Genomic DNA, 12911 nt, shown 5'->3' with positions numbered 1-12911 from the left:
TTTAAATATCTGAAAAATATTGTAATTTAATACTTTTTGCTAAGTGAAAAGCTAATCGACAAGGCACAGCATTTCCAATCATTTTATATTTTTGAGCAGTAGTACAACCGACAAATTTAAAGTCATCTGGAAAAGACTGAAATCTAGCGATTTCTCGCACAGAATAACGTCTATTTTCGAGGGGATGGAGAATGCCTGAATGTTCGGGAGTAGCAGCGGCTGTAATTGTTCCCATAATTTCATCTAAATTAAATCTACGATAAAAATTGGGTGATCGATATTTTTTAATATTCTGTCTTATTTTTTTTAATCTATCTGGTAATTCTTCATCTGGAACATTTTTCCATGAACCACCAGGAGGGATAAATTTAGCCAAGTGTAATGCTTGGGGTGATAAATCCCAAACATCTTTTTCTTCATCTAATGGTAAAGGTTTTTCTATAATTTCTTTAACAACTAAATTAGCTTTTTTAAAAATAGGAAAAGGAAATCTGTAAGCTAAACTTAAATCATTCCGAACTCCCAATAAAAAAACCCTATATCTATTTTGGGGTACTTCATAATCAGAAGCATTTAATAATTGAAAATATAGCTTATAACCAATTTTTTTAAATTCTAAAGCAATTCTATCAGGCATTTTTAAGCCATTTTCATCTTTAGCAGATAAAAAACCTCTGACATTTTCAAACACAACTATTTGGGGGTTTTTTGCTTTTATTGTCTCAATAACCTGTTGAAATAAACCTCCTCTTTCATCATTAACGGAGTTTCTATTTCCAGCACTTGAAAAAGGTTGACAAGGAATACCCGCTAAAATAACATCGCAATCTGGCAAGGTATTTTTATCAATCTCTTTAATATCTTTAATTGTTATTTCTCCCAAATTTTTTCGATAGGTTTTTTCTACCGCAGAATCAATATCATTAGCAAAAACTATATGATAACCTGCTTGATGAAATCCATAATCAAAGCCTCCACAACCGCAAAAAAGACTAATAACTTTGGGCTTAGTCGTAGGGATCTGCGTAATAACATTAGTATTATCAGATGTAAAAAGTTCAAGCTGACCTGTTGCTAGAGTCATTGTGTTGTCATAATTGGTTAAGTTGGCAAAAAAAGCTAATTTATATTATAAATCTTGATCGAACTGATCAAATAAAATTTTAAGAAAATATATACACCATAAGTTAAACATTGAGAATTTAATTACCAAAAATACAGGAATACTCTTTATAACTTTTATGCCCCTTTTATCCCCCCTGAAAGGGCTACACAAATCAAAGAATCAATGAAATCCAATTACGGAGGAAATATTCATACCCGTATCGGACTTTCGGCAAGTAATATTTCCCAACCTAAATATTTCTGTTTTTGTCCTCAATGTTTACAGGAAGATGAGGAAAAATACGGGGAATTTTATTGGCATCGCATTCATCAACTATCTTGTGTGTTAGTTTGTCCAACCCATAATATCTCATTACAAAATAGCACCCTACTTTTTCAACAGTTGAATCAACATCATTATCAGGTAGCGAATCGTAAGAATTGTATTTCTGACAACGTAGTAAAAAAATACTCCCCACAAAATTAGACCATACTATTTAACTTAGCTCGTGATGTTCAATGGCTGTTAGATAATCCTCAAATTTCCCGTCCTTTGAACTGGTATTATCAGCAATATATGAATTTGTTGATGTCAAGAAATATTGCCACAGCATCCAAAAGAGTTAATCAGAAGAAATTGTTTGATGAATTTTTGTTTTGCTATGGACAGGATATTTTGAGTTATTTAGACTCTTGTATTAGTCTCGATAATCAAAGTAATTGGCTATTCAGTATAGTTAGAAAACACCGCAAATCCTTTCACCCCACACGTCATATATTGATGATGAGGTTTCTTTGTGGTTCGGTACGAGAATTTTTTGAACGAACATCATCGAAATATAAACCCTTTGGGAATCCTCCTTGGATTTGTTTTAATGGTGCAGTTGATCATTACTTACAACCTGTGATTGAAGATGTTAAGTTGAGCCATTGCCTAGAAAACAAAAAACCTCTAGGAACATTTACTTGCAGTTGTGGAATGGTTTACAGTCGAACGGTATCGAAATCAGAGCAATCTGATGGTTATAGGCCCAATCAAATCATCACTTATGGGGATAGGTGGCATCAAAAGTTACAGGATTTAGTAGAGAATAAAAATTTAGGATTAAGAGCAGTTGCTAGAGAATTAAAGGTAACCACTAGGACTATTAATCGCTATGTGAATAAGTTTGGTTTAAATGCTTCATGGCAATCAGAAACCACGAACTTTTGCCACGTCAATGAGGCTCAACAAGCTGATAATAAGGCACAAAATAGACAAGATTGGTTAGAATTACAAAGACAGTATCCTGACGCAACAAAAACTCAACTGAGAAATATATCTCCTGCCCTATATGGAAGATTGTATAGGGGCGATCGCCCTTGGTTAAATAATAATTCACCCTTTTTACAAAAACCGTCTGTATCAGTAAATAAGAGAGTGGATTGGGGTAAAAGAGATCAAAATATCAAAATTCAGGTAGAGAAGGCAGTTCAAGATATTTTGCAAGAGGAAAAACCCCAAAGAGTTACCCTGAGAAAAGTGGGTATTATGACGGGATTAAAGGCACTTTTAGAGCATAAATTGGATAAATTACCCCTGACAAAAACCTATCTACAAGAAACTGTCGAGTCAGTGGAAATGTTTCAGGATAGAAGGATAGAATGGGCGATCAAATTTTTGGAACAACAGGGGGAGGAAGTAAAATCATGGAAAATCATGCGAATAGCAGGATTAAAAAATAATTGCATAAAAAGAGTAGAGAACATTTTATATTAGACACAGTAACAAAAGTGACAAGAAAAAATGGGATCAGTAACAGGTACGGTACAAACTCAAACCAATTCATCTCCTCAAGTTGGGGCGATCGTATCCTGTCGTCAACGACAATGGGTAGTGTTACCTTCAGATTTACCTAATCTCATTCGTTTACGCCCCTTATCAGGCAAGGAAGAACAAGTGTGTGGAATTTTTACTGGCTTAGGGGAAGCTGTTGAACCTGCCATATTTCCCCCTCCATCCCCTGAAACATTACAAAATCATGAATCAGCAAAATTACTCTTAGATGCCTCCCTATTGAGTTTGAGAAGTGGAGCTGGACCATTTCGTTGTCTAGGACGTTTATCCGTCCGTCCTCGTCCTTATCAGTTAGTACCGTTATTAATGGCATTAAGACAAAATACTATTCGTTTATTAATTTCTGATGATGTGAGGGTCGGGAAAACCATTGAAACGGGCTTAATTATGCGGGAGTTATTAGATAGAAGAGAAATTAAAAGAATTGGGGTACTATGTCCCCCTCAATTATGTGACCAATGGCAAAAGGAACTGAAAGAAAAATTTCATATTGATGCAGTGGTAATTCGTTCGGGAACAGTATCAAAATTGGAGAGGAATTTACCATCAGGAGACAGCCATATTTTTAGTTACCATCCCCATGTCATTCTTTTGTCACTTTCCGAGAGAAAAAGTGGCAAAATAAAAAGATAGTAAAAATGAAAAGCAGTTATGGCAATGGATATAGCGGAACAAATCAGGCAACATTTACCTCGAAATCCCACAGAAACAGTTCCCCTCATTGATGACTATTGTTCGTTTTATCGTTCTTTATTTTCCGATGTGCGTAATTATGAATATTTTAAATATTTACACTATACTAATTATGGAGTAGCTTAAGTGATAAAAAAAGATGATCACGAAGTGGCAGGCTACGTCATTTCATGAAATGATATAGTGCGATCGCACCTTAGAAAGAGGCTTTTCTTGCCCTAGCTTATCTTTGTAATTGTCAAGAGTTGAGGAAAATTTTGCAAAAAATCCTTGACGAAATCAGAACTTATAGTTATATTAATTATGTGGCTCAAAAAAGAGCAAAACCTAACAGGTTCGTAACGCATTGTTTTTCCTTTTTTCGATTTATCCTAACCCAAGGGGTTAGTGTGTCTAAGAATAAAAGGAGGTCAACTCAATGTTAGGTTTAAGATTTCAAGCGGTAGCATCACAATTAAGAGTATTAGCTTTCAGAGCTTCTGATTTGAATGCTGAACACTTACTCTCTGTAGCTGAACAATATTTACCTAAACGTGTCACATGGGCAAAAAATAAAAGACATGATTTTAGTGATGCGCTTGTACTTTGGGATGTGTTAAACATTGATGCCGTCATTGAACTAGAAAACCAAGATGGTAAATTAGTTCGTGTGGGTATTTCTTTGTTAGAAAGTGAACAAAAAGGGCGAGATCGCATTTATGACCTAAAAAGTCGTCGTTGGTATGGTATTCGTGAAGCGTTAAAAATAGAACAATATTGGGTATTAGCAGTAAAATGGAAAGATTTTCCCAAAAATAGAGGAGAATGGATTGATATTCTTTACCGTGAAATTGACACTGCCGTTGATCATTCTGGTTGTCGTTTAATCATTTTGTAGAATCACCCAAAGGGGTTTCCCCCTTCCAAATTAGGGGGGATTAAATAAAGTGTCGCCCCCTTCCCTTAGCCCCGTGCAAATAGTACCTAAGAAAAGAGGCTTTCCCGTGGCAGTTTATCTTAGTGATTGTTTAGGTTATCTTTGCTGTTATTCCCATCCCTAGCCACGGGTGAGATGGGATATTTTGGAAACTGTTTTTGAGGATTTATGAATAAAATATCTAGAAATCTTTCTATCGAAGAAGTTCATGAGCGTATGGTTCAGATGAGTTCGCAACTTGCTGGCATGAGTTCTATTTTACATCACTTACTTTTGGACGATTTGAAAAAGCATCCTGTAGATGTTTATTTACGTTTTTATCTGAATTTAAGAAATATGAGGCAATATATGTCAGAGGTAAGCTATTGGATCATGGAAAATCATCCAGAATGGTTTGTAGAGGAATTTCCCCAAAATCCATTTTTTCAGAAATTGCTTGACGAAAAACAGAAAAACTCACCTGAAATTAAATCAAACAAAGAATAGAACTTAATCACCTTCAAATCGAACCCAAGAAAAAGACCTTTTCTTGGAGTCATTTATCTTGGTAAGTGTTCCAACGAAAAGAGGTCATAAGATATGCTTGATTAATCAATAAAAATTAAGTTGCCTTCCCCTCGGAAGGGGCTTAATACTTACAGGAAAACCCTCCTCATTTCTTTTCCCAAGCCATAGGAAGATACCCATTCCTCAGCAATGTTTAACTGTATTTGTTGATAAAAAGCAGGAATAATTGATAATGAAACAAGAACAACAACAGCAACACACCGAAAACAACTACACCGAATTATCTAAACCTGAACTTCTCATTAAATTTGTTGAACAAGATCCCAGTTGTGCTGAAGTATTAGAACTCACCCAAGAAGGCAAAAAATTAACTCCCCAAGATCCATCATTAGCCGAAAAAATAAGCTCTGTTTTAATCGCCAATCCTAAAGACTATTATGGTAATGCCTATGTCACTGATGAGCTAAAAAAACACGCCAAGATTACCGCTAATACCAACAGTTTTGCGAATATAATTGACTTTGTTTCTAATGCACCCTTTTACTTTTTCTGTTTCAAATTTTTAGGTAATTTTCCCGCCGTTATTTTAGGATTATTAATTGATGTTGGTGTTCTTTCTTTTTCCAATATAACTGCTAGTACCGTGGCTAATCGTACCAAAAAAAATCGTGGTTGGGCAAATATTGGTATCTTTGGCATGGTTAGTATTAGTATTCTTAAAACCCTTGTTTCTGGTATTGGTGTTGAATTACTTAATAATCCCACTGGCATCCAACAGCAAACCGTTGATTATTTAGTTGCCGAACAACGTGTCAAGGTTGAAGATCTCAACAATTCAGATACTTCTAAGTATGAAGAAGCTGAACAAAAATGTCAACAAGGAACACAGGACTTACAGAAAATGACAGAAGGAGATAGAAATTATGACGCACTCTATCAAGATGTACATGGTTTATGGAGTGAGCGCAATAAGGATTGGAGTAATGCACCTAAGGGTCAAAAAATTCCTTTATGTATTGAAGCTAAGATTTTAGAACAACAACATTATGCGGTGTATGAAGATGCCAAAGAAACTTTAGATCAAAAATTAAGCATTCGTGCGCAAAGAGGTAATGATTTAGCTTTTTTAAGAGACGAATTTCCTGAACTATATGAATTTCATTTTGATGAAGAGGGTAATTTAAGATCTGCGGTAACTCAAGTTTCCATGGCAACCCGTAGTTTCTTCTCAAAATTACTTAATGGCGAGTTTGCTGATTTAGGTTTGGGTTTATTTTTCTTCTCTCTTTCTGTTATCAGTAGTGCCGCTGCTGTTTTTATTACTATCAAATACGCTAATCGTGAAGATGTTTTAAAATCCCGTGATGAGGATTTTGCCCGTCAACGTGACATTGAGTTAGAGGAAATTTATCATCAATTACTCGCCCGTGATAAGGAGGTATAAAAGCGATCGCCTTTTCGCCCCCTAAATCCCCCAATAATGTGGGACTTTGTGTGGGATCAAGTGGTGGGCAATGCCCACCCTACATTAACTTAAATGATAGAAAACCTTTCCCTGTTCCCCATTCCCTAACCCCATGAGTAAATTTTAGAATGAATCAGTTTTGGCATAAGAAAGGGGTTGTTCTTGGGGTTGCCTATATTATAAGGGTGGCCCCCGAGGCTATGGATTAAATAATCTTTCTAAAAGAGGGTAGTAAAAAAGATGAATCATGTTTCTTTAGATAAATCCGTAGTAGATACCAGTAATATTGTTATTCCTTCTTCTGTCAAGAATAATGCTTCTGATATTGCTTTGTACCAAGAAAGATTAGTTAGAAATTTTATTGCCTATGTGAAGTTAACGGGGGATTGTAGTTATCGAAATTTATTAAATTCTTATCAATTACAAGAGGAGGAGGTTACTGCTGAACAACAGGAAGATTTTTTAAGTGATGTAGAGGATAAGGTTGCTGTAGTTTGTCTTAATATGAAAGATATTATTAAACAGTTTGCTGAGGGTGTTGTTGCTAATAATCAGGAGGCAAGTATCAGAAATAGCCTCGAAGGTGTTACCCCTGCTAGTCCTGCACCTTATCTAATTACTACTTTAAAGGAGGAACATAAAAAACTATCTTATTGTTTAGATTCTGTTATCAATATTGCTAAAACCCTCGATGATAAATCCCTTGGGCAATTTATCCGTGATTTAACTTATTTTCATCAATATATTCAATACCATGCTCAACCTACTAAGATACAACATGATTTAAGTCAAATTGCTGATTTATCTTTATACCTCAGACGTTTAAATGAATATTTAGATATGATTCCTGAAACTGTTGATAATGTGATAGATGCGATCGCCCGATTATCTGAATAAAAATTTTTCTGATTAAAGATTAACCCATAGTAAATAACATAGGAGCTAAATTAAGATGGTGGATGTATTAAGAAAACAAGGCTTATGGTTCAAAAAAACTATTAATCAACAGCAATTAGAAGAACTATATAACCAAGGAGAAAGGGATTTTCGTGGCTGTAAATTTATGGGAGTTGAGTTAGGATCATTCTTAGCAGATATAGATATAACCCATTCTGACTTGCGCTTTGTGAAAGATTTACGGGATGTGTTGATGAATGCTAATTTGATGAAATTAAATCTCGAGGGTGTCAATTTAGAAAAAGCCAATTTAAGTCGTGTAGTTTTAGCTAATACCAACCTCAAAAAAGCCTTATTAGTGGGTGCTGATTTAAAAGGTGCATCCCTAACAGGTGTTAAGTTACAAGGTGCTAATCTCAGTTTTGCGAGGTTTACAGAAGTAGAATTAAGTAAGAGTAAATTACAACGGGCAAATTTAAACCATACTTTTTTACAGGGTGCTAATTTATATAAAGTCAATCTTCACGGTGCAAATTTAGCCCATGCCGATTTACAACAGGCTAACCTTAGTTTTGCTAATTTAACCGATACTAATTTAACTTGGGCAAATCTACAAAAATGTAATTTAAGTAATGCCAAGTTACACCGTACCAATCTTACTAATATTGATTTACATTCTGCCTATTGGAATAATATCAAGTTTCATAAGGTTAATGGGCAAGGGGCAAGGTTTTCTAATCATTTAGAATTGGAAGTTTCTAAGAATATGGGAAATGTGGAGCGTGATTCTTAGATAACCTGAGTTCGGGATAATATATTCTAGTTAAGGCGGGAAACAGGGAACGGAGAATAGTTTTTTACTAATGATTATAAACATTAAGTTTTAAGGATTATGAGAAGCCCAATTTTAAGTTAATAATTGACACTCAACCATACTAATAATAATCCCGCATTGGGGTTAGATATTGTGATTCTCTCTCACCCCGAGGAGTGATTCAAAATTGGTTTTCCCTCACTCCCAACCCCTCTCCCAAAGGGCGAGGGGAGAATTTAACTGTCTATTATTATTTTCTCGTGGCAATCAATACAATTTTTTTGGCAATTACGACGACTGCGAATGCAACCATATTCACTAAAGCGTTTACTGTGTTTGTGTACGGTAGGAAAGGCTATCAGATAAAAGGGAATTTTAGTTAAATAAAATAGTATTCTGCCTCCTTGATGAAGTATATCCCACATTTCTCCGAAGTTGGGTTCGTGCCAAAATTCTTTCACTTCGTCTTTGAAAGCCTCTATGTGCACCCTTAAACTAGTGGGATGACATTCATCGTAAATTTCCATTCCTCGATGATAGTCTTTGAGGATTTTTATCACTGACATTTTTTCTTATTCCCCTATCAGTTGATTTTCTTTAAGGTTGCTTAAGGTGCCACAATATGATCATCTACGATAATCACATTAACTTATTTTATTATTAATTTTGATCTCTCCTTAACCTTGAAAGGGGAGTTTTTTTGTGTTTCTTATTATCATTCGCTACAGAGTCAGAAAACACCCCCAAAATCTAAATGATTAAAGAGATGTTTCCAACTAATCCCATGTAACCCCATGGGTAGGGGATATCGAAGCTTTGATTACGTTTTCTCCCGCAGATGGTTTCCAACTAATCCCATGTAACCCCATGGGTAGGGTCTTCGATTCAGAGGCATTACACTACAAGAGTTTTAGCCTTTAAATCTACACAATAGTAATAATAACACAAAAAATCAAAATTGCACAACAAAAATAAGAACCTGAAACCTATACAGGGCAAGGCATCGACACAATAAGATGAAATAATGGGCATTTGGGGGTTTTTCGTTATTGTGTAGATTTTATGTTTTGCTCCATAGCAATAATAACTATTAAGAGACACTGTAAAGCACTCTTGATAAGGCTTTAGGGATATTTTGAAAACCATAAAACCAGTCTTTGTTATCAAAACAAGTGAAATCTAATGGAAAACAAATATTTTTAGGAAAACCCCTTTTCCTATGGGTTGTTGTAATTGAGAAACAAAAAATCAATAAATAAATTTATGAATTGATGAAAACCACAAGAAAAGTCATGATTTTTGCCGATAGCGATAACATCACCATCGCTGCTCAAAGTTTTAATCGAAAACTAGACTGGCAAAAAATAAAAGACTATCTAGCAAACCCAGAAGAAGGAAGAGAATTAGTCGAAATGGTAATTTATGTTGGTTTACCCCCAGCTAGAGAGCGTTTTGAAGAACAACGAAAAAGTAAAGAAAAACTGGTTTATTGGGCAAAAAGTAACGGCTTTGTCGTAGTTACCAAGGAAGGAAAAGCCAAAGGCAACGAATTTGAAACCAATATAGATGTTGTCATGGCAATTGATGCCCTAGAATTTGCCCTCGAAGTTCGCCCCGATATAGTAGTACTACTCACAGGGGATTCCGACTTTGCCTACTTGGTAGAAAAATTGAGAAGACGAGGAATTAGGGTAGAAGTAGCCGCCATTGGGCAAACTTTGGGGAATGAGTTGAAAAACTCTGCCAACAGTTTTATTGACTTAATTCCTGTTTTTGACCAATTTAATGCCCAAAATAATCATCAAACATATCACCCCATCGGCAACACAAATATTTTTAATTAGGGGGAAGAAATTATGCAAACTATTAACGGTAAATTAATTATCGAACCCTCCCAAGACTCCAGAAAATTAGACCAAAAATGCAGTGATATTCTTGTTAAGTCAGAAAACTTAGAACATATCCTTAATCAGCAACAACATCACATAGAATCCCTTCAGAAAAAAATTCATCACCTAGAAACAAGTAACCTAAGCACAATTCAAAAAGATATAAAACTGTTAAGAAGTAGTATTAATCGTCAATTTTTGACAGTTAATGTAACCGTAATATTGGGTTTTTTAGTTATCGGAGCAATCTTAATATCCTCGCAAAAAAGGAATCATCAATGGGAAGCTAATCCCACCATAGAAATTACCAATCCTGTAGTTAATAATTAAGGAGATAAATAAATTATGAGAGCAATTGTTAATGGAAAATTAGTGGATTTACCTAATGGTGCTACTGTAGAAGAACTGAGAAAAAAATTACCAGAAATTGGTAATGATGATGTTATGGAAGAAGGTTTTAAAGGTACTAAACCCCTCAAGGAAAATGAAGCCCTCAAGGAAGGTTCTAAGGTTTGGACAGTTCCTAAAATTGTTAAAGGATTTAAGTAATTATAGAAACAATTAAACTGGAATAATGACTATTACACTTATCTCTAACAACTCCCCCTTTCAACCCCATCCAAGAATTAACTCCGAACTACAAATACTCGAAAAAGTAGCTAAAAATATCATAGTCGGCAGAAAACAAATTGATCATAAATCATACACCGCCGTATTAGTAAAAGGAATGCCCCTATCATCCAACAAATTTAAAGTTTCTAACACAGATATTCTCTTTTTATTACCTCCAGAATATCCCAAAATTCCCCCCATTGGTTGTTACTTAAACTATCCATGGAAAACCATCGGCGAAGGAGATCATCATTTTACCCAACAAAGCTATTATGGAGCGCCTTTTCTCAGTGAAGAAGGATGGTATTGGTATTGTGTCGGTTTAGGGGGAGGTTTTCATCAAGAAAGATGGATGAATGCTTGGCGCCCTAGTCATCATCCCGAAAAAGGACATAATTTAGCCACACTATATATTACCGCCAAACACGCCATTAACACTGATTAACTATCATCAGGTGATGCATACTAGGGCGAGTTTAAATAACAATAAGAAAGTTTTTTCTTACTAATAATTATCCCAAATTATTAAATGGTGGGCAATGCCCACCCTACCATTTTCACTAGAAAATATTATTCCGAACTCAAGTTACTTGATTATTCTATATATTTGACCTAATTTATACAATTTATAATCATGAAAATATCCCTACATATTCCCCCTCAAATGTGGCAAAAAATTCGCTATTCTATGCTCTACTTAAAACCTGAAGATGAAGAGGTGATCAGTTTTATATTTTGTGAAAAGCAATTCACTGATAATATAGTTAGATATATTCCTAAATATTGGGTTGTGCCAGACCAAGATTGTTACGAATATCAGTCTAGTATTGGCTTAGTAATGAAGCAACATTTTCATCACTATTTATTAGAAGAATATTTGCAAAATCAACAATTAAATGTAGTTCATATTCACACCCATTTTGGAGACCAATTACCTGATTTTTCCTATGTAGATGATCGTCATGAATCTGATTATGCCAGATTTTTAGGGGAAAATTTTGCTCACCAACCTGACTTAATATCAGGAGTATTTGACGAAAACTTAGAAAAATATCAATTTCGTCTTTGGAATAATCAAGGAACAGATTTTGAACCCATCGAATTTTGTAATTCTTGGTTAAGCATCGATGAAAATAATATTTCAGAATCACCAGAAATATCCCCCATGTTTGCCCGTCAAAAGGTATTTGGGAAAGGATTTCAAACACAACTAAATCAACTCAAAATCGCCTTAATTGGTTGTGGAGGAATTGGGGCAGTATTTGCAGAAACTTTGGCGCGTTTAGGGGTTAAAAATTGGCTGTTAATTGATGATGATAATTTAGAATTAGTTAACCTCAATAGAACTCCAGGGGCATCGGAGGAAATGGTCAATCAACAATGGTCAAAAGTAGATTATGTTAAATATTTACTGACCAAAATTTATCCTGATGATGGGAATTTCATTACAGCAAAAACAACTATTCAAGCCATCGAAAATATAGAACAAATTATCGATTATGATTTAATAGTAGTGGCGACAGACAATCATCATTCAAGACAAATCGCCCAAGAATTAGCCTTAAAATATCAACGCCCTTTTATGTCTTTGGGTACTCATATTGACATAGATTCTGATGGTATTCCCAAAATGTATGCTCGGATAACCATTCCTCCCCTCGGTGGTGGTTGGTGTTTGATGTGTGGCAATATGATTAATTTACAGCAGTCGGCTTTGGAAACAGCAGCGAATTCTATCACTCAATTGGCAAATTCTGCGGGTTATCTTGATGATGTGGAAGCTCCTGCGGTATTTTGGTTGAATAATATATGTGCTAGTACTACGGTTGGAATTCTTCATGGGGTAATAGCTGGATTTGTCAATGTGGATGAGGGTTTAGATTGGGTTTACCATTTTCCTTCGCAACAATGGTTAAAGACTATACCTGAACATTTACACAATGAAAATTGCTTATTTTGTACGGTTACTCCTCTTTCAGAAAATGATTTTTGGGAGCAACATAGTGATGATTTTTGTTCCACTGCCCAAGAGTCATATTATGATACAAACTATTTTGATGAGTAACATCGATACATAAATATTTTTAGCTATATCATTTTAGGTTCTCCTTACTCAAAGAGTCGGGGGGTTTTTTTTGTATTTAATTATCTATCACAACAACAGGAGAAAAACCCCC

Annotated in this window: 14 protein-coding genes and 2 pseudogenes; 14 read left to right on the top strand and 2 right to left on the bottom strand. The window is 35.0% G+C overall.

What is annotated here, in order from left to right; genetic code table 11:
• Nucleotide 1 precedes the first annotated feature (1 nt).
• The gene (locus IQ215_RS02770) at nt 2-1084 is read right to left on the bottom strand and encodes a DNA cytosine methyltransferase (protein ID WP_193799800.1); all 1083 of its coding nucleotides are present in this window, start codon (nt 1082-1084) and stop codon (nt 2-4) included.
• Nucleotides 1085-1231: 147 nt separating this feature from the next.
• Between IQ215_RS02770 and IQ215_RS02765 the strand changes: the two are divergent.
• The 9 genes and pseudogenes from IQ215_RS02765 to IQ215_RS02725 all read left to right on the top strand — a co-directional run.
• A pseudogene (locus IQ215_RS02765) lies at nt 1232-1591 on the top strand (TniQ family protein); the annotation flags it as partial.
• Nucleotides 1592-1594: 3 nt separating this feature from the next.
• Entirely contained in the window at nt 1595-2863 is a 1269-nt protein-coding gene (locus IQ215_RS02760; RefSeq protein WP_193799903.1) for a TnsD family Tn7-like transposition protein, read from the top strand.
• 27 nt (nt 2864-2890) lie between these two features.
• Nucleotides 2891-3574, top strand: coding sequence for a hypothetical protein (locus IQ215_RS02755; RefSeq protein WP_241735236.1), 684 nt, complete (start codon nt 2891-2893; stop codon nt 3572-3574).
• Between the two features lie 24 nt (nt 3575-3598).
• Nucleotides 3599-3736 (top strand): annotated as a pseudogene (locus tag IQ215_RS02750) (IS701 family transposase); the annotation flags it as partial.
• 316 nt (nt 3737-4052) lie between these two features.
• Nucleotides 4053-4511 carry a hypothetical protein gene (locus IQ215_RS02745; RefSeq protein ID WP_193799798.1) on the top strand — a complete coding sequence of 153 codons (459 nt, stop codon included), beginning with the start codon at nt 4053-4055 and terminating at the stop codon, nt 4509-4511.
• Nucleotides 4512-4718: 207 nt separating this feature from the next.
• Nucleotides 4719-5036 carry a hypothetical protein gene (locus IQ215_RS02740; RefSeq protein ID WP_193799797.1) on the top strand — a complete coding sequence of 106 codons (318 nt, stop codon included), beginning with the start codon at nt 4719-4721 and terminating at the stop codon, nt 5034-5036.
• Between the two features lie 253 nt (nt 5037-5289).
• Nucleotides 5290-6501 carry a hypothetical protein gene (locus tag IQ215_RS02735; RefSeq protein WP_193799796.1) on the top strand — a complete coding sequence of 404 codons (1212 nt, stop codon included), beginning with the start codon at nt 5290-5292 and terminating at the stop codon, nt 6499-6501.
• Between the two features lie 261 nt (nt 6502-6762).
• Nucleotides 6763-7419 carry a hypothetical protein gene (locus IQ215_RS02730; protein WP_193799795.1) on the top strand — a complete coding sequence of 219 codons (657 nt, stop codon included), beginning with the start codon at nt 6763-6765 and terminating at the stop codon, nt 7417-7419.
• A 55-nt stretch (nt 7420-7474) separates the two neighbouring features.
• On the top strand, nt 7475-8212 hold the full coding sequence (locus tag IQ215_RS02725; protein WP_193799794.1) for a pentapeptide repeat-containing protein: 738 nt from the start codon (nt 7475-7477) through the stop codon (nt 8210-8212).
• A gap of 257 nt (nt 8213-8469) precedes the next feature.
• On the opposite strand, the gene IQ215_RS02720 is transcribed toward IQ215_RS02725, so the two are convergent.
• Nucleotides 8470-8799: a hypothetical protein gene (locus tag IQ215_RS02720; protein WP_206688484.1), complete on the bottom strand. Its 330-nt coding sequence runs from the start codon at nt 8797-8799 to the stop codon at nt 8470-8472.
• Nucleotides 8800-9504: 705 nt separating this feature from the next.
• Here IQ215_RS02720 and IQ215_RS02715 point away from each other — a divergent pair.
• From IQ215_RS02715 to IQ215_RS02695, 5 genes are all read left to right on the top strand, one after another.
• Nucleotides 9505-10077 carry an NYN domain-containing protein gene (locus IQ215_RS02715; protein WP_193799793.1) on the top strand — a complete coding sequence of 191 codons (573 nt, stop codon included), beginning with the start codon at nt 9505-9507 and terminating at the stop codon, nt 10075-10077.
• A 12-nt stretch (nt 10078-10089) separates the two neighbouring features.
• A complete protein-coding gene (locus tag IQ215_RS02710; RefSeq protein ID WP_193799792.1) occupies nt 10090-10452 on the top strand; it encodes a hypothetical protein in 363 nt (120 codons plus the stop codon).
• Nucleotides 10453-10467: 15 nt separating this feature from the next.
• Nucleotides 10468-10671, top strand: a complete 204-nt coding sequence (locus tag IQ215_RS02705; protein ID WP_193799791.1) for a hypothetical protein — start codon at nt 10468-10470, stop codon at nt 10669-10671.
• Between the two features lie 25 nt (nt 10672-10696).
• Entirely contained in the window at nt 10697-11179 is a 483-nt protein-coding gene (locus IQ215_RS02700; RefSeq protein WP_193799790.1) for an E2/UBC family protein, read from the top strand.
• Nucleotides 11180-11368: 189 nt separating this feature from the next.
• Nucleotides 11369-12799 carry a HesA/MoeB/ThiF family protein gene (locus tag IQ215_RS02695; protein ID WP_193799789.1) on the top strand — a complete coding sequence of 477 codons (1431 nt, stop codon included), beginning with the start codon at nt 11369-11371 and terminating at the stop codon, nt 12797-12799.
• The last annotated feature ends 112 nt before the right edge of the window (nt 12800-12911 follow it).

It is taken from the genome of Cyanobacterium stanieri LEGE 03274 (genome assembly GCF_015207825.1).
Taxonomy (GTDB): domain Bacteria; phylum Cyanobacteriota; class Cyanobacteriia; order Cyanobacteriales; family Cyanobacteriaceae; genus Cyanobacterium; species Cyanobacterium stanieri_B.
Note: the sequence above shows the minus strand (reverse complement) of the source record. Positions and strands in the feature narration are given on the sequence as shown.

Coding starts and splice junctions, on each gene's coding strand:
- IQ215_RS02715 (WP_193799793.1), top strand. CDS start 9,505: ATGAAAACCACAAGAAAAGTCATGATTTTTGCCGATAGCGATAACATC.
- IQ215_RS02730 (WP_193799795.1), top strand. CDS start 6,763: ATGAATCATGTTTCTTTAGATAAATCCGTAGTAGATACCAGTAATATT.
- IQ215_RS02740 (WP_193799797.1), top strand. CDS start 4,719: ATGAATAAAATATCTAGAAATCTTTCTATCGAAGAAGTTCATGAGCGT.
- IQ215_RS02725 (WP_193799794.1), top strand. CDS start 7,475: ATGGTGGATGTATTAAGAAAACAAGGCTTATGGTTCAAAAAAACTATT.
- IQ215_RS02755 (WP_241735236.1), top strand. CDS start 2,891: ATGGGATCAGTAACAGGTACGGTACAAACTCAAACCAATTCATCTCCT.
- IQ215_RS02705 (WP_193799791.1), top strand. CDS start 10,468: ATGAGAGCAATTGTTAATGGAAAATTAGTGGATTTACCTAATGGTGCT.
- IQ215_RS02700 (WP_193799790.1), top strand. CDS start 10,697: ATGACTATTACACTTATCTCTAACAACTCCCCCTTTCAACCCCATCCA.
- IQ215_RS02710 (WP_193799792.1), top strand. CDS start 10,090: ATGCAAACTATTAACGGTAAATTAATTATCGAACCCTCCCAAGACTCC.
- IQ215_RS02745 (WP_193799798.1), top strand. CDS start 4,053: ATGTTAGGTTTAAGATTTCAAGCGGTAGCATCACAATTAAGAGTATTA.
- IQ215_RS02770 (WP_193799800.1), bottom strand. CDS start 1,084: ATGACTCTAGCAACAGGTCAGCTTGAACTTTTTACATCTGATAATACT.
- IQ215_RS02720 (WP_206688484.1), bottom strand. CDS start 8,799: ATGTCAGTGATAAAAATCCTCAAAGACTATCATCGAGGAATGGAAATT.
- IQ215_RS02735 (WP_193799796.1), top strand. CDS start 5,290: ATGAAACAAGAACAACAACAGCAACACACCGAAAACAACTACACCGAA.
- IQ215_RS02695 (WP_193799789.1), top strand. CDS start 11,369: ATGAAAATATCCCTACATATTCCCCCTCAAATGTGGCAAAAAATTCGC.